This window comes from Gemmatimonadetes bacterium SCN 70-22 (genome assembly GCA_001724275.1).
Classification (GTDB): Bacteria; Gemmatimonadota; Gemmatimonadetes; order Gemmatimonadales; family Gemmatimonadaceae; genus SCN-70-22.
This window is the reverse complement of record MEDZ01000010.1, coordinates 100,275-116,961: the sequence shown is the minus strand read 5'-3', so window position 1 is coordinate 116,961 and position 16,687 is coordinate 100,275. Positions and strand designations below refer to the sequence as shown.

Sequence of the window (16,687 nt, the reverse complement as noted above, 5' to 3'; positions counted from 1 at the left end):
GGCAACGTCACGAGCCCACGCGCGTCCAGATGAAGATCGCCGCACACGCGTCGCCGACGGCATCCGCCGGGAGCTCACTCGGACCGCGGTAGACCTCGATACCTTCGATGTCGTCGGCGTGGAACGACGCCAGGACTTCGCCGGCCGTGCGCCAATCGAGGCGCGTGCCGTTCACATATACTTGCGTGCCGGTGAATGACACCTCTCCCGGTCGCGACGGGCGGATCGAGTTGCCCTGGCAGCGAGCCGACACGACCTCGAGGGAACCGTCGGCCAGGCGGCGGATGCGGAGCCCGCGCACGCGCCGGAGGATGTCCTCCATTCCTTTCGTGGTATTCCGTAGCAGCTCCTCGCGGGTGACGAACTGCCCGACGCCGCGGGCGCGGCGCGCATGGAACTCCGCCATCCTCGACGAGCCGCCATAGCGCCGAGTGATGTCGGCCTCGGCGTTGATGGCGACCGTGTCGAGCGACTGTGCAACGGGCGACAATACCATGCTCAGGTCGAGTTGCTGGCCGAGATTCAGCGTCAGGCGACGCGATTGAAGCTGGAATCCGATTCGACGCGCGGCGATCGAATAGGTCCCGGGAACCAGCGACTCGAATCGGAAGTGGCCCGAGTCGCCGGTGGTGGCGATGCGTGGCAGCCTGCCTTCCGTCGCATCGTCCTCGCGCACGAGGCGCAACTCAACGCCGGGGAGCGGGCGCGTGCCATCCGTGACCGTCCCTCGCAAGACGCCTTGCGCCTCGAGGTATGCGGTCGGCGTCGCCGCGAGGAGCCAAGGAAGCAGGAGGGTGCGGGTGCTCGGAATCTTCATCATGCGCACACACTCGACTGCCCGACTCGGATCATCCACGGGATGACGTGCGACGAACCGCGCATGCCCAAACGGGGCGTTACGTACCGCGGTGTTCTGCGATGCCAGTCCAACCGAGCCCCTTCACGTCAGCGCGTATCCGAAGCGAGCCGAACAGGACCTTACTCGGACGACTTTCGGCGAGTACCAACACCTCGGCGTCGCGGATCTCGACGCGTCAGGGAGTTATACCGCCACCTTGGAACGGCGGTCAAGAGAGGCCTTGTGGCATCACCGCTTGCCCCGCGCGCATCCGTCGACTCGCACTTCTGACTGAGGCGTGCAGAATGCATGATCTGTCGCGGCGCGTGTGTCAGTTTCTGCTCTCAGCGTGCACTGGTTGCGTCGGCGACTCCTCGTCGTTAGAGCGATGGCAGCTGCAATCATCGGAAGTCTTCGCCGAGGTCGTCCCTTCCGATATGCCGGTCGTGGGCGGCACGCTCGTCGGCATGGCGACCGTCCCGACTCGCCAGGACCTCCACTGGACCGTAGGCCGGCGCGGCCTGACGATCACGGCGCCTGTCCATCCATTTGCGTGGCGTGACAGTGGGTCAACTGGCGTTGTCGTAGGTCACCCCTTCGATATCCGATACCAGTGTGTCTTTCGACGCGCACACTGTTGCAGCACGCACCCTTCGTAGTCTATCGGCGCAGAGACTCGACCACGGATCGCTGCAGACGCTCTCGGATCCCACGTCGGACCTCAGAGTGCTTGTTGTCCACGACGATCTCGGGCGCCGCGTGAGCGCTGCGACCATGGAAGCACCGCTCGGCATCGTCGGCACGTCGCCACCCAGGCACGAGTCGCTCGCAGTTCGAACACTTGGTGCTGCCGAAGTAGCGACATATCGCTGGCATTCGCACACTCCATCTTCGCTTTGCCGTCTTCGCTCTTTCGTTCGGAGTGATTCCGATGATGGCTGCGGCACAGTCGACCGGTAACGCTGCCGTCCTCTGCCTTGCATGCCGCATAAGCATTTCGATGTCCTTCGGCGTGGAATGCGTACGTCTCGGCCCCAACGCCCAGTGATGTCGGCGTGTCTACCTCGGCGCGTCGACATCCCGAGACGGCACGTCGCCTCGGGCATCCGGCGACGACCGCCCCTGTCTCCGCCGCAGCCACCACCACCCCCCCGCGCCTAACGCCACCAGCACCACCGCGATCGGTGCCTCGAACCTTCGCACCTCGCCCACCACCAGCACCGCCGCCTCACCGAAAGCCCACCCCAGCCCGGCCAGCAGCGCCGCCCACACCACCGAGGCGATCGCCGTCCCGGTGAGGAAGATCCACGGCGGGACGTGGGCCGCTCCGCAAGCCAGCGGGAGGGCGATGCGCCCGCCGAAGACGAAGCGGGCGATGAAGGTGCTGCGCCACGGATTCCACCGCATCGCGCTCAGCACCTTGCGCACCAGCGGGGGCGAGTTCCGCAGCTTGAGCCGCACCCACGCCGCGCGCCATCGCCCCACGAAGTACAGCACCGCCGAGAGGAAGAAGACGCCGGTCGCGCACGCCAGCACGACCCCCGCCAGCTGCACATGCCCCTGTTCCGCCGCGAACCCCCCCAGCAGCGGCGCCAGCTCCTCGGTCAGGATCGACGAGATCCCGAGCGTGAGATACGCCCACCCCTCGCCCATGGTCTCGAGCGAGAGCGAAGCGACGAGGGCGAAGGGCGACGGGTGCATGGTTGGGCGACGCCGACGCCATGGGCGGGCGCGATCAAGATCAGGAGGCCGGCGTCATGACGCCGGAAGGGTGAATGCGACGCGTTGGCCCAACCGTTCCATTCAGGGCGTGACGCCCCAGGACCGGTTTGGGGTCCGGGAAGGATAACGCGACGCGCCCCCCTCCGGTTGCCCCGCCCGGGGAAGGAAATGCCCCCGGCCGCACCGCGCGGCCGGGGGCACCCCCGTCTCCCCTCTCCCGTCCCCCGTCTCTCGCCTCAATCCCCGGCCGCCGTCGCCACCCCCTCCGGCACCGGGTGCTCCGCCGTCTTCTGCGACACCCCGAAGCCGAAGCGGCGCGCCAGCGCGGTCCGCATCTGGTCCAGGATCTCGTAGAAGGTCGGGATGGCGACGAGCGTGAGCATCGTCGAGGTGATCACGCCGCCGATCACCGCGATCCCCAGCGGGGCCCGGAACTGCGACCCCTCCCCCCGCCCGAGCGCGACCGGGAGCATGCCGGCAATGAGGGCGAACGTCGTCATCAGGATGGGACGCAACCGGATGGCCCCCGCCTCGATGAGCGCCTCGCGCAACCGCATCCCGCGCCGCTCGCGCGCCCACTTGGCGAAGTCGATCAGGAGGATCGCGTTCTTGGCCACGATCCCCATCAGCAGGATGACGCCGATGAGCGACATCAGGTTGATGGTGTTCCCGGTGATCGCCAGCCCCAGCATCACCCCGATCATCGACAGCGGGAGCGACATCATGATGGCCAGCGGGTCGAGGAACGACCCGAACTGCATCACGAGGATGAGGTACATCAGCAGGAGGGCGGTCCCGAGGGCGAGGAAGATCTGCCCGAAGACCTCGTTCTGCTGCTGCGCCTCGGCCCCGAGGGTGATGCGGACGGATGGATCCAACCGCAACGCCGCGATGGCCCGCTGCGCGTCGTTGGTCACCTCGCCCTGCGAGCGCCCGGCGACGTTGAACTCCACGTTCACCACGCGGTCGCGGTCCAGGTGGTTGATGACCGCCGGCCCCACACCGCTCTCGATCCGCGCCACCTGCCCGAGCGGGAGGGTGCTGGGGACGCCGTTGCGCCCCTGCACCACCAGCGGGAGCTGGCGCAGGTCCTGGGCACGGCGCCGCGCCTCGGGGGCGAGTCGCACCACCACGTCGCGCATCTCGCCGCTCGGGTCCTCCCAGTCGCCGGCGTCGATCCCGGCAAACGCCGGGCGCAGCGCCTGCGCCACCTGTCCCACGGTGATCCCCAGCGACCCCGCCAGTCCGCGGTCCAGCTCGACGTTGAGCTCGGGCTTCTGTCCCTTGGACGAGAGCCCCACGTCCACCGCGTTCGGCACCTGGCGCACCGCCGCCAGCGCCCGCTCCGACGCCTCGGCCAGCTTCTGCGCATCGTTGGAGCGCATCTCGATGGCCACCTGCTTGCGCCCTCCACCCCAGTCGGTCGGGAAGACGGCGATCGTCGCCCCGCCCACCTGCGTGAGCTCCTCGCGGAGCATCGTCGTGAAGGCGTCCACGCTCTGCGTGCGCTCGTCCTTGGGCACCATCTTCACGTAGATGCTCGCCACGTCGACCGCCGAGCTGCCGTCGGCGCCGAGCGACGACATCGAGTAGCGCACCAGTTCCTTGTGGCGCGCGATGATGCGGATGACCTCCTCCGCCTTGAGCCGCGTGTAGTCGAGGTTCGATCCCGGCGGGGTCTCGACCTTGACGTTGAACTCGGCGTTGTCGTCGGAGGGGAAGAAGGCCACTCCCACCAGCGTCCGGTTCCCGATCTTGATGGCCGGCATGGCCAGCGCGAAGACGAACGTCCCGAGCGAGATGGCCACCATCGACTTGCGGTGGTCGAGCGCCCAGGCGATGACCTGCCGGTAGCGCCCCGACAGCGCGTTGAACCAGTCGTTGAACCGGTCCAGCGCCTTCGTGATCACGCTCTTCTGGTGCTCCTCCAGGTGCGGGTCGGGCCAGTAGGCCGACAGCATCGGGTCGAGCGAGAACGAGACGAAGAGCGAGACGAGCACCGAGCAGGCGATGGTGAGGGCGAACGGCTGGAACCACTGCCCGCCCACTCCCGGCATGAAGGCGATGGGGACGAAGACGGCGAGGATCGAGAAGGTCGTCGCCGCCACCGCGAGCCCGATCTCGTCGGTCCCCTCGCGCGCGGCGGTGTAGTGATCCTTCCCCATCTCCACGTGCCGCACGATGTTCTCGCGCACCACGATCGCGTCGTCGATCAGGATGCCGATGGCCAGCGAGAGCCCGAGGAGCGACATGGTCTCGAGCTTGAAGCCGAGGGCCCACACCGCGATGAACGACGCCAGCACCGACACCGGGAGGGCGAGTCCCGTGATGACGGTCGACCGCCAGGAGTTCAGGAAGAGGAAGACGACGAGCACCGTGAGGAGCGCTCCCTCGACGAGGGTCTCCTGCACGTTGCGCACCGAGTTGGTGACGTTGTGGCCGGAGTTCTTGATGACGTCGATCGTCGTCCCGGCGGGGAGCGTCTTCTCGATCTGCTCCACGCGGGCCAGGATCTGCGACGCCACGTCGGTGGTGCTGTACCCCTTCGACTTCTTGACGTTGATCCCGACCGACTCGCGGATGCGCCCGGTGCTGTCGGCATAGAGCGCCAGCGTGCGCTGCTCCTCGGTCCCGTCCTTCACCGAGGCCACCTGCCCCAGGCGGATGAGCTGCCCGTTGCGCTCGGCGACCACGATGTTCTCGAACTCCTGCGGCGACTGGAGGCGTCCCTTGAGGCGGATGGAGCGCTCATCCAGCGCCCCCTTCACGCTCCCCACCGGCGCCGCCAGGTTTTGCAGCTGCAGCGCCTGCACCACCTGCGACACCCCCACCCCCGCCGCCTGCAACGCCTCGGGCCGGAGCTCGACCGTCAGCTCGCGCTCCAGCTTGCCCGGGACCGTCACCTCCGCCACCCCGGCAATCGACCGCAGCTCGCGCGTGATCCCGGGGTCGGCCAGGCGCGTCAGCTCCGCCGGCGACAGCGTCGACGAGTTGAGCGACAGGACCACGATGGGGAGGTCGGTGTCGTTGAACTTCTTGATGATCGGCTCCTCGAGCTCCGTCGGGAGGTCCTGGCGGATCCCCGAGATGGCGTCGCGAATGTCCTGCGTCGCCTCCGTCAACGGCTTGTCGAAGTTGAACTCCACCATGATGAAGCCGAAGCCGTCCTCGGCACGCCCGTTCACGTGCTTGACGCCGGCAATCGCCGAGATCGCCTCCTCGATGGGGTCGAGAATCTCGCTCTCGACGCCATCGGGCGACGCCCCGGGATACACGAGCCCCACCGTCACCACGGGGGGGGCGACGTCGGGGAACTCGTCGGTCTGCAGCTTGAAGAGGGCGACCAGCCCGAACGCGACCAGCGTCACCATCGCCACGACGGTGATCATCGGCCGCTTGATCGCGAAATCCGAGATGAACATGGGTGGTGTCGCCTAGTTGCTGGTCTTCGCCGAGTCGTTCGGTGCGCCCACGCGCACCGGCGTCCCCGGGGTGATCCCCTGCGCGGCGCCGACGAGGAGCGTGTCTCCGGCGGCGACCCCCTTCAGCACTTCGTACTTCTCGCTGGCCTCGTCCTTGAGGCCCAGCTCGATCTCGACCTTCTCGGCCACGCCGCCCTTGAGGCGGAGCACCCAGGGGCGCACCCCGCGGACGTCGACCGCGCTCGCCGCCACCACCGGCGCGTCGTGCGACTCGGCCTGCGTGCGCCCTTCGGCGAAGAGCCCGGCCACCAGGGCGCTTCGCTCGTTAGGGATCGAGACCACGATGCGGACCTGTCCCGTGGTCGGGTCAGCCGCCGGATTGATCCTCGAGACCCTGCCCGCGAATGTCTTGCCGGGGTAGCCCGTGACCGTGAAGGTGGCCGGCGCCCCGATCTTCACGCTCGCCAGCTGCGCGGCGGGGACGCTGGCCTCGAGCCGCATGCTGCGCGGGTCGATGACGGTGTAGAGCGCCGTCCCCGGCTGCACCACGTCGCCCGCCGAGACGGAGCGCACGCTCACCACCCCGGCGAACGGGGCGCGGACCTGCGCGTCGTCGAGCTGCTTCTGCGCCAGCGTGAGGCGCGCCTTGGCGTCGTCGAGTTGCGCCTGCGCGGCCGCATTGGCGCGCCGCGCCCCCTCGAGGTCGCGATCGGCGATGGCGCCGGCCTCGGCCAGCTTCTCGGCGCGCCCCAGCTCGCGGGCCGCGATGTCGGCGGCGGTCTGCGCCGTCGTGACCCCGGAGCGCGCCCCGAGGAACTGGTCGCGCAGGGTGCGGTCGTCGATGCGCGCGAGGAGGGTTCCCGCGCCCACCCGGCTCCCCTGGTCGGCGTGCGTGGAGAGGACGGAGCCCGACACCTGCGCACGCACCGTGGCCTCGCGCTCGGCCGCCAGCGCCCCGGAGATGGCGGGGCCGGTGGCGATGCGTTCGACGGCGACCACGGCGACGTTCTCCGCGCTGACGGTGGTGGCCGCCGGGGCGGCCGCCTCGCTCTTGGCCCTGGCGTCCGCCTCGCTTCCCCCGCACGCGGCGGCGAGGAGAAGCGCCCCGATCGCGGGCACACGCTGCGTGAACTGCTTCGATATGACTGACATGGGAGGAATTGGCTCCGCGATTTATTGAGGGACCTGGGAAGTCGATGCCTGCTGCGTGGTGATGCGCGTGCCCTGCGGTGCGCTGCCGCCCATGCCGCCGCCCAGCCCGCCGCCGGTGACGCCCGGGGCGGCGAAGCCGCCTCCCGTGGCGGCACCGCCGAGCGCGCCGCCGCCGCCTAACGGGAGGTCCTGGAGCAACGCCAGCCGCATGCGCGCCACCTGCAGGTTGCGCGCGGCCTGCGCCCGGTTGATGCGGGCCTGCTCGAGGTTGAGCCGCGACTCGGAAAGCTCGATCTGCGTCGAGATCCCCTCGCGGTAGCGGACGTCGGCGATGGTGTAGGCGCGGGCGGCCTGCTCGACCGTCCCCGCGCTGGCCGCCAGCGCGGCCTCCGCCTGCTGCAACTGGGCGAGGGTCTGCTGCGCGTCGAGCGCCGCCAGCTCGCGCGCCTGGTCCAGGCGGGCGCGCGATTCCTCGACGCCGGCCCGCGCCACCAGCTCGCCGCCGCGGATGCGCCCGCCGGCGAACAGCGGGAAGCTCGCGCCTAACGAGACGGTCCAGTTGTTGAGCCAGTTGCCCCACGCCGGCGGGGCGCCGCGCCCGAACGCCACCCGGCTGTACGCCGACGAGACGCTGATGCTCGGCACCCACTCGCGGCTGGCGATGGTCAGCTGCGCCTCCTGCGCCAGCAGCGCCTGGTCGAGCTGGCGCACCGCGGCGCGGCTGGAGACGCTGGTGTCGGCCTCGCCCGCCAGCGCCGACGGCGCCACGTTGGCGGCCGAGCGCAGCGTGGCCGGCTCGGCCGGCTCGTCGATCCCGCTCGTCAGCTGCAGCCGCTCGCCCTGCGGCAGGTTGAGGAGCTGCTTGAGGCGCAGGTACGCGAGGTCGCGGTCGGTGCGGCGCTGCAGCACCACCGGGACCTGGTTGTCGCGCGTCACCCGCGCCCGCAGCAGCTCGAACTCCGACTGGTTCCCCACCTGCCGGGCCAGCGTGGTCTGCCGCAGCGTCCCCTCGGTCCACACCAGCGACGACTCGGCGATCGCCACCAGCCGCTCGGCCAGGACCGCGTCGTAGTACGCCTGCGTGACGTCGAGGGCCAGCTGCGCCTTCTGCGAGGTGAGCTCGATCTCCGCCGAGCGGCGCCCCGCGCTCGCGGCGCGGTTCTGCGCCTGCACGCGCCCGCCGGACCAGAGCGTCATGGAGCCGGTGGCTGCCAGCTGGTACTGGTTCTGGGCGCCGAAGCCGACCTTGGAGAAGTCGATCCCCCCGCTCGACGAGCAGCGCGAGAAGAGCTCGAGCCCGGCGATGCGCGCGGCATCCGCCGCCCCCGCAGGGGCGAGGTAGCGCGAGCAGGGCTGGAAGTACGTCACCGTGTCGTGCGGGGGGACGGGGGGCACGGTGGGGGGCGGCGCGGGCGAGCTGCCATCGGAGAGCGCCGAGAACTGCGTGGCGAGGGTCCGCGTGTAGCCAATCGAGCCGTTGACCTGCGGGAGGTACTGGGCGCGCGCTTGCAGCTGCTGGCCGCGGGCGCGCATCACGCCGGCCCCGGCGATGCGCAGCGCCTCGCTTTGCGCCTGTGACAGCCGCAACGCGTCTTCGAGCGACAGGGGGCGAGCCGCCTGGCCCGCGGCGCGGCCGGACACCGCCATCAGCGCCGCCGCCAGGGCAACGCCCAGGTGCAAGGACTTCATGGAATCGGGAAGGATGGAGTCGAGTCGCATCTCACGCCGCCTCGCCGGCCGAGGGCGCGCCGGTGGCGCGGACGGACGCGAGGGGCGACGGCATCGGAACACCGAGGGCACGCACGAAGGTGCGGACGTAGCGCACCGGCGCCTCGTGCTCGGGCTGGGGAAAGACACCCGGGACGATCTCGCGCCCCATGGCATCGGAGAACAACGCATTGAACAGGAAGGAGCACGCCGCCACCACGTCGCCCCCCTCGCCCTCGGGGTGGCGCTCGACGAGCCGGGTGGCGTACTGCACCAGCTCGTTGAAGTGGGGCGTCTGCCCGCGACAGAGGTGCGGCCCCATCTCGGGGTGCTCGTCGAGATCCGCCATCGTCTGGCGGATCATCGATCGATGCTGTCGCAGGGCGTGCAGGTGCGCCTGGCACCACGCCGTGAGTTCGTGCTCCACATCGCCGGGCTCCTCGGGGAGAGTGACGTGCCCCATCGGATCCTGGCAGGTGACCGCTTCCGCGATCAGCTGCGCCTTGGAGCCGAAGAGGCGAAAGAGCGTCACTTCATTGACTCCCGCCTCGTCGGCAATTCGTCGGGTCGTTGCTCCCCGGAAGCCAAGTTCGGCGTAGACCCGACTCGCGGCCTGGAGGAGCTTTTCTCGGTTATCCATCGGCATAATCGGCGAGAATTAGTCGGCGCTAACCGGATGTGCAAGCAAGCACTTGCATGTAACGGATCGCGGGATGCGGTAGTTTCGGAAGTTTCCGACGCGGCTGGCTCGCACGAGTCTGCGGCGATTCACCGCCGGGCGTATCGGTCGAATGACCCATACGGCGCGCGACTCCCGAGGCGCCGGCGCGCCGGGGCAGGATCGGGGGGGGTCCGGGAGCGCGGTGGGCGCGCTGGGGGCGCGGGGTAGGCGCGCGGTGGGACGCGATGCGACGCGATGCGACGCGGTGCGACGCGGTGCGACGCGGTGCGACGCGGTGCGACGCGGTGCGACGCGGTGCGATCACGGATGGCGACAGCGTATACATCCGTTTGTCGAAATAGCACAACTGCAAGACGCACAATTACTTGCGCGCAACTAACGCCTGCTTGAACTTCGACCAGTGATGCCGCGGCGTCGCACTACTGCCGGCTCAAGGGCGGCGCCCGCATGGCGCTCGCTCGGCGTCCGCACGGCGCCCGCGCCGGGATCATCGCTCGCTGCGTGGGATCACCAACCGCTCCGCCGTATGAGTCGCCGAAAACGCCACCACCTTGTTGTCCACCAACCCGGCCCGGCGCCCGGCAGCAAAGACGTCGACGTCCCGCAACGTCGCCTCCTTCCCCTTTCGGTGCACCACCCAGATGGCCCCATTGGGCACCAGCACCGCACGAAGCGCCGCCAGGCGAGCCAGCTCGTCCGTCGACTCGGCCCCCAGCAGGATGACGTCGGACGGCGTCGCCGGCTGCGTCGCGTAGCGCCCCACACGCCGCTCCAGCTGCTGGAGAAAGTCTCCATCGGTGACGCCGAGGACCACGACCGTCATCCCCTCCTTCACCCCGAGCTTGTCCATGAGCGACCGCGGGTTGCGGATCCGGGCGAGCCAGGTCATCGCCATCCCGGTGGCCAGGTGCAGGCGCACCGGCCCTGCCTCGTATTCGAGCACGAGCGCATCCCCCTGCACCTCCACGCGCAACACCTCGGTCAGGGCGAGCGTGATTCGCTGCGTCCGGCCGCGAAAGGCGATATGGTCGGTCTCGAGCAGGGCCTTGCCCGCGACCTTCCGGCGATCGCGCTCGAGGGTGCAGTTGGTCTCGAGACCCATGATGTCGAGAAGACGAGAAGACGAGAAGACGAGAACGCGGGGAATCATGGGGCGGGCGCGGGCGGTTCGGAACCTCCTCGCGGCAGTGGCATAGCACGCTCGACGAGTCGCGTTAGCTTCCGGGACTTCGGCCTCCCCCTCGTGAACCAACTGAGAGAACGCGTTCAGGCAGCTGTCGGAAGCGGGTACCGCATCGAGCGCGAGCTGGGAGGCGGCGGGATGAGCCGTGTCTTCCTCGCCACCGAGGTGGCCCTCGACCGCTCGGTCGTCATCAAGGTTCTCGCCCCGGAGCTGATCAACGAGGTGATGGCCGCCCGGTTCCGCCGGGAGTTCCAGGTCACGGCCGTCCTCGGACAGCACCCGCACATCCTCCCCGTCCTCTCCACCGGGACGAACCAGGGGCTCCTCTACTACACCACCCCGTACATCGAGGGGGAGTCGCTGCGCCTCCGGATGCAGCGCGAGGGGAAGCTCCCGATCGAGGAGGTCGTGCGCATCCTCTCCGAGCTCGCCAGCGCCCTCGCGTTCGCCCACGAGAAGGGGATCGTCCACCGCGACCTCAAGCCGGAGAACGTCCTCCTCTCCAACGGTCACGCCATCCTGGCCGACTTCGGGATCTCGTCGGTCCTGAGCGGCCCGCGTACCCCCCCGCCCGGCGGCGAGGGGGTGCGCCTCACCGAACTCGGGATGGCGGTGGGGACGCCGGGCTACATGTCGCCCGAACAGGCGGCGGGCGACTCGCAGATCGATGGGCGTTCGGACCTGTACTCGCTGGCCGTGATCGGCTACGAGATGCTGGCCGGCACCCCCCCCTTCGTGGGCGACTCCGCGCTGGCGGTCATGAGCGCCCACCTGAACGCCACGCCGAAGGCGGTCGAGGCGCTGCGTCCCGACACGCCGCCGCCGCTGGCCGCCGCGTTAGGCAGGGCGCTGCGCAAGGACCCCGCCCACCGCTTCCAGTCGGCAGACGAATTCCGCGCCGCGCTGGGGGGGACCACCTCGGGGGCCGCGGTGGCGCCGCCACGCGCGCGGCGCCGGTGGGGCGCGATCGCGGCCGGCGCGGCGTTGCTCCTGGCGGGAGGAACCTGGCTCGCCTTCCGCCGCCACGAGCGGCTCGAACGCTTTCCCAACCTCGTCGCCGTCGCCCCGTTCGAGGCCATCGGCCCCGAACTCGAGGTCTGGCGCGAAGGGCTGGTCGACCTGATCTCCACCAACCTCGACGGCGCGGGCCCCCTGCGGGCGGTCGCCCCGTCGGTCGTCATGCGCCGGGCCCCCGCGCGCACGGACCGCAGCGGCGCCCGCCTCCTCGCCGAGCGGACGCACGCCGGCATCGTCGTCTATGGGAGCCTCATCGCCTCGGGGAAGGACTCGGTGCGCGTCACCGCGACCATCCTCGAGACCACCACCGGCCGATCGACCGACGTGCAGCTGCGCGACGAGGCCTCGCGCATGGATCGCCTGGCCGATTCGCTCTCCGTCGCCATCCTCCGCGAGCTGGGGAGCACGCGCGCCATCGGCGCGACCCGCCTCGCCTCGCTCGGCTCGTCCTCCCTCCCCGCCCTCAAGGCCTACCTGCAGGGCGAGCAGTTCTATCGGCGCAGCGACTGGGACTCCGCCGCCTTCCACTACCAGCGCGCCGTCGCCCTCGACTCGACCTTCGCCCCGGCCCTGCGCCACCTCAGCAATGCGCTCAGCTGGAAGCTGACGCCGGGAGTGGAGGTGTCGCACGAGGGGTACCAGTACGCTCTGCGTGCCGGGGCGCTCAACCACGGGCTCGCCCCGCGCGAGAGCGTCCTCGTCGCCGCCGACTCGATCTTCGCCGCCCTGATGCTGTGGAAGCCGGGCGACCCGCTGCCGACCCGGACGCGTCTCGTCAGGCGCGTGACGGCGCTGCTCGACGAGGGGGTCCGCCGCTTTCCCGACGACCCGGAGATGTGGTTCAAGTTCGGCGACGTGCACCATCACTTCGCACGCTTCACCTTCCCGTCGCGCAGCTCCATGCGCACGGCGCGTGAGGCATTCGAGCGAGCCATCGCCCTCGACTCCGCCTTCGCCCCCGCCTACATCCACCAGCTCGAGCTGGCGGCCAACGACCAGGACCTGGCCGCCGTGCGCGCGTCGGCCGCCGCCTACCTCGCCCTCGACCCGCACGACGTGCAGGGGCAAGGGGTCCGCCTGATGCAACGCCTCCTCGCCCCCGATCGCCCCTCGGGCGACGAGGCCGACTCGCTGGTGGCCAGGGCCTCGCCGGAGGTGCTGCAGGCCGCCTTCAGCATCGTGGTCCCGGTGATGGACTCGGCCGAGACCCAGGTGGCGATGGCGCGCGCCCTCGTGGCGTCGGTGCGCGCCGGCCGGATTCCCCAGGAGCTCGCCCGCGGCATCTCGGCGACCTACGTCAGGGCGCTCCTGCTGCGCGGGCACGTGGCGGGCGCGCTGGCGCTGGCGGACAGCGGCGAGTCGATCCCGTTCCTCGAAGCCGCCTTCCTGCGCGTCATCCCCCCCGACAGCGCGGGGCGCATCTTCGATCGCTGGTTCGCCGATTCCCTGGCGGCGCGCCGCGTCGCGGCCGGCGCGGTGTACTGGTCGCTGGGGGGCGACAGCGCACGCTTCCGCCGCGCGGTGCAGCTGGCGGCCAGCAACCGGCTCCCCGGCGTCCCCGCGGCGCTCGTCCCGGGGTGGCAGGCCCTCGCCCGCGGCGACACCGCCGCCGCCATCGCCGCGCTCACGCTCCCGGATTCCAGCTGCACCTCGTGGTGCTGGCAGGCGCGCCTCCCCCTCGCGATGCTCCTCTCGAGCACGCGGCGCGACCGGGAAGCGGCCGCGGTCCTCGACCAGGACTTCCTGGCCTGGCCCTCGCTCCGGGTGATGTGGATGCTGGAGCGCGGGCGCGTGAACGAACGGCTGGGCGTGCGGCCCAAGGCCATCGATGCCTACCTCTACGTGGCGAACGCGTGGCGGAACGCCGACCCGCTGTTGCAGCCGTACGTCGAGGAGGCCCGGCGCGCCCTGTCGCGCCTGAACACCGACCCCACGCGTAGCTGACGCCCGGGTCCGCGCGTTGCGCCTGCGCGATCGCGGTCCCCGCGGTGCAGGATTCACCTGACGTCGCTGGCTCGCTTCTCCCGACTTGTGGGCGCCCCTCTGCCGCGTGCATGATGCCGCCATGACGCCGCGCGACCTCCGACGGCGCGTGTTGCGGCCGCTGGTGGCCGCGCTCGCGATGCTGGCAACCCTCCACGGGTTGTCGGGGATGTCGTGCCCGCACGTCGCCGCCGCCGCGCATGATGCGTCGCGCGGTGCGAGCGCCGCTCCATCGCACGCCGAGGCGAACCACGCCGAGGCGAACCACGCCGGGGCGAACCACGCCGAGAGGGGGCACCACGGCGCATCGGCCGCACACGCCACCGACACGGACGAGCACGAGGGCAACCCGATGCCGGGGTGCCAGTGCCCCGGTGCCTGCCTGTGCACCCCGCTCGCCGTCGCCGCCTTCGTCCCGCGCGAAGCATGGACGGCGGATCCCGTGCACGAGACGGCGTCGCGGCCGGTCGAGGTCGTGGTCCCGGCGACGCGCATCACCTGGCGCCTCCCTCCCGCCACCGCACCACCCATCCTCCTGGCCGCCGCCTGACGACGACGCCGGCATGGGGCCGGCGTCTCCCGTGCCTTCCAGGAGACTTCATGTTGCCGCTGATTCCTCGCGGGCTCGCCCCCGCGCGTGGGGGCGTGTGCTCCCGCATTCCTGCCGCTTTCCTCGCCCTCGCCACCCTCTCCATTGCGCCCGCGCTCGTCCCGCTCGGGGCGCAGCCGCTCGAACGCCGGTCGGGCACCGTCGTCGCGGCCGATTCCCGCCTCCCGCTCGCCGGCGTCCTGGTGGGAAGCGGGGGATTCCACGTCTACTCCGATTCCGCCGGCCGCTTCGCCGTTCGCGTCGCCGACGACACCGCCCTGGTCACCTTCCAGCGGCTCGGCTACCGCACCCTGTCGGTGGCGGCGCACGCCCTGCCGCCGGTCGTGACGCTGTCGCCGCGCCCGACCATGCTCGATGTCATCACCGTCGCCGCGGCCTCGCCCCACGACCTGGGCGAGGGATCGGCGTTAGGCACGGCGCTCATCCGGCGCGCGGCGGTGGGCGAGCGGGGCGGCTCGTCGCTCGCCGAGCGCCTGGAGGGGGTGGAGGGGCTCTCCCTGCAGCGGATGGGGGAATGGGGGTCGCGCGCCCTGCTGCGCGGACTCGGGGGCGAGCGGGTGACGGTGATGGTCGACGGGGCCCGCGTGAATCGCGCCTGCACCTTCGGGATGGACCAGGGGCTCGCGACCATCGACCCGTCGACCGTCGATCGCGTGGAGGTCCTGGCCGGCCCGGGCTCCACGCTGTACGGATCGGGGAACATCGGCGGGGTGATCAACGTCGTCACGCGCCGCCCCGCGCGCGGCGACGGGTGGTCGGGGGAATTCCGCGCCGGCGGGGCATCGGCGGCGCCAGGGGCCTCGTTAGGCTCCACCGTCGCCCTGCGCCAGGCACGCCTCGACGCCACCCTGTCGCTCGACGTGGCCGACTACGCCGACTATCGCTCGCCCGAGGGGCGCGTGGACGGCTCGGCCTATCGCGACGGGACGGCGGCGCTCACCGTCGGCGTCGCGCCCACCGCGGCGCAGCGCCTCGCGCTGGCGGCATCGTCGTACCAGGGGCGCGACATCGGCTGGCCGGCGATGGCGGGGACGACGATCCCCAGCGAGGGGAGACACTCCGTGGCCCTCGATTACGGGTGGCAGGCGGGGCGCCGCCGCCTCGACGCCGTGTCGGCGCGCGCCTACCTGCAGCGCCTCGACCACCACATGACCATCGACATGACGATGCCGATGACGATGCCCAACGGGATGCCCACCTCGATGCGGTCGCAGACGGATGCCCGTTCGCACTCCGTCACGTCCGGTGCCCGCGCGCAGCTCCGACTCGTCCCCCTCGCGCGCAGCCGCGTGGATCTCGGCGTCGACGTGACGCAGTGGGACGCCGAGGCGACGCGCTGGAACGAGTCGCGCCGGGTGAACTCGTCAGGCGGGACGATCGGGACGCCCACGTCCTTCGTCTTCCGCACCTGGCCCGGAGTCCGGGTCGTGGACGCCGGGGCGTTCGGCCAGGGAGAGTACTCCCTCTCGCGCGCCCTCATCGCGAGCGCGGGCGTGCGCGTCGACCGCGCGTCGCGCCAGGCCGATGGGGAGCGTTCCGCGCGCGACTGGATCACCACCGGCAACCTGGGAGCGCGCCTCGACCTGGGCGGGGGATTCGACGCCCGCACCTCGTTGGGGTGGGGCTACCGCGTCGCCGATCCCACCGAGCTCTATGGGATCGCCCTCCGTCCCGACGGGTTCGTCTATCGTGGCACTCCCACGCTCGCCCCGGAAACGAACCGCAACCTCGAGGCAACGCTCGGCTACCGCGCCCCGCGCCTGCTGGAGGGCTTCTCGGCCTCCGTCACCGCCTTCCGCAACGACCTCCATGACCTCATCGCCCCCAGGCTGGCCGCCGGCGATTCCGTCAGCGGCAAGCCGGTGCGCGAGTACGCCAACATCAGCGAGGCCCGGTTGCAGGGCCTCACCGCGGCGAGCGACCTCGGCGTCGGTGCCGGGGTGCGGGTGCGAGGGGCGATGACGTGGGTGCGCGGCGAGAACCGCGTGACCTCGACCCCCCTGGCGGCCACCCCGCCGCTCGAGGGGACGCTCGCCGTCCGCTTCGTCCCCGGCGTGTCCAGGCGCTGGGTGGAGCTGGAGGGGCGCGCCGCCGGCCGGCAGGAGCGCATCGCACGGGAGGCCGGCGAGAAGGTGGCGCCGGGGTACGGCGTCGTGAACGTGCGCGGCGGCTTCGAGGTGGCGTCGGTCGGCGTCGTGGCGGGCGTGGAGAATGTGCTGGACCGTGCCTACCGCGCCCACGTCGACCCGCAACTCCTTGTGCGTCCCGGGCGCAACGTGTACGTGCGGCTGGTGCGCAGCTTCTGACGGGATCCCGCCGCTCCCCTGCACCCCGGTGACGGGGGGCGGCCGGCGGGGAGCGCGGCGCGGCG

Annotated in this window: 10 protein-coding genes; 3 read left to right on the top strand and 7 right to left on the bottom strand. The window is 71.1% G+C overall.

What is annotated here, in order from left to right:
* Positions 1–7: 7 nt before the first annotated feature.
* The 7 genes from ABS52_07465 to ABS52_07435 all read right to left on the bottom strand — a co-directional run bounded on the left by ABS52_07465 (position 8) and on the right by ABS52_07435 (position 10,625).
* The gene (locus ABS52_07465; GenBank protein ID ODT03916.1) at positions 8–820 is read right to left on the bottom strand and encodes a hypothetical protein; all 813 of its coding nucleotides are present in this window, start codon (positions 818–820) and stop codon (positions 8–10) included.
* A 1,077-nt stretch (positions 821–1,897) separates the two neighbouring features.
* Positions 1,898–2,539, bottom strand: coding sequence for a hypothetical protein (locus ABS52_07460; GenBank protein ID ODT03915.1), 642 nt, complete (start codon positions 2,537–2,539; stop codon positions 1,898–1,900).
* A gap of 257 nt (positions 2,540–2,796) precedes the next feature.
* Positions 2,797–5,982, bottom strand: a complete 3,186-nt coding sequence (locus ABS52_07455; protein ODT03914.1) for an acriflavin resistance protein — start codon at positions 5,980–5,982, stop codon at positions 2,797–2,799.
* 12 nt (positions 5,983–5,994) lie between these two features.
* Positions 5,995–7,134 carry a hypothetical protein gene (locus tag ABS52_07450; protein ID ODT03913.1) on the bottom strand — a complete coding sequence of 380 codons (1,140 nt, stop codon included), beginning with the start codon at positions 7,132–7,134 and terminating at the stop codon, positions 5,995–5,997.
* A gap of 21 nt (positions 7,135–7,155) precedes the next feature.
* Complete coding sequence (locus tag ABS52_07445; GenBank protein ID ODT03912.1) at positions 7,156–8,853, bottom strand: hypothetical protein; 1,698 nt, start codon at positions 8,851–8,853, stop codon at positions 7,156–7,158.
* Position 8,854: 1 nt separating this feature from the next.
* Positions 8,855–9,373, bottom strand: coding sequence for a hypothetical protein (locus tag ABS52_07440; protein ID ODT03911.1), 519 nt, complete (start codon positions 9,371–9,373; stop codon positions 8,855–8,857).
* 637 nt (positions 9,374–10,010) lie between these two features.
* A complete protein-coding gene (locus ABS52_07435; GenBank protein ID ODT03910.1) occupies positions 10,011–10,625 on the bottom strand; it encodes a hypothetical protein in 615 nt (204 codons plus the stop codon).
* 219 nt (positions 10,626–10,844) lie between these two features.
* Between ABS52_07435 and ABS52_07430 the strand changes: the two genes are divergently transcribed.
* From ABS52_07430 to ABS52_07420, 3 genes are all read left to right on the top strand, one after another.
* On the top strand, positions 10,845–13,667 hold the full coding sequence (locus ABS52_07430) for a hypothetical protein (GenBank protein ODT03909.1): 2,823 nt from the start codon (positions 10,845–10,847) through the stop codon (positions 13,665–13,667).
* Positions 13,668–13,773: 106 nt separating this feature from the next.
* Positions 13,774–14,256, top strand: coding sequence for a hypothetical protein (locus tag ABS52_07425; GenBank protein ID ODT03908.1), 483 nt, complete (start codon positions 13,774–13,776; stop codon positions 14,254–14,256).
* Positions 14,257–14,306: 50 nt separating this feature from the next.
* Positions 14,307–16,622 carry a hypothetical protein gene (locus ABS52_07420; GenBank protein ODT03907.1) on the top strand — a complete coding sequence of 772 codons (2,316 nt, stop codon included), beginning with the start codon at positions 14,307–14,309 and terminating at the stop codon, positions 16,620–16,622.
* Positions 16,623–16,687: the final 65 nt, after the last annotated feature.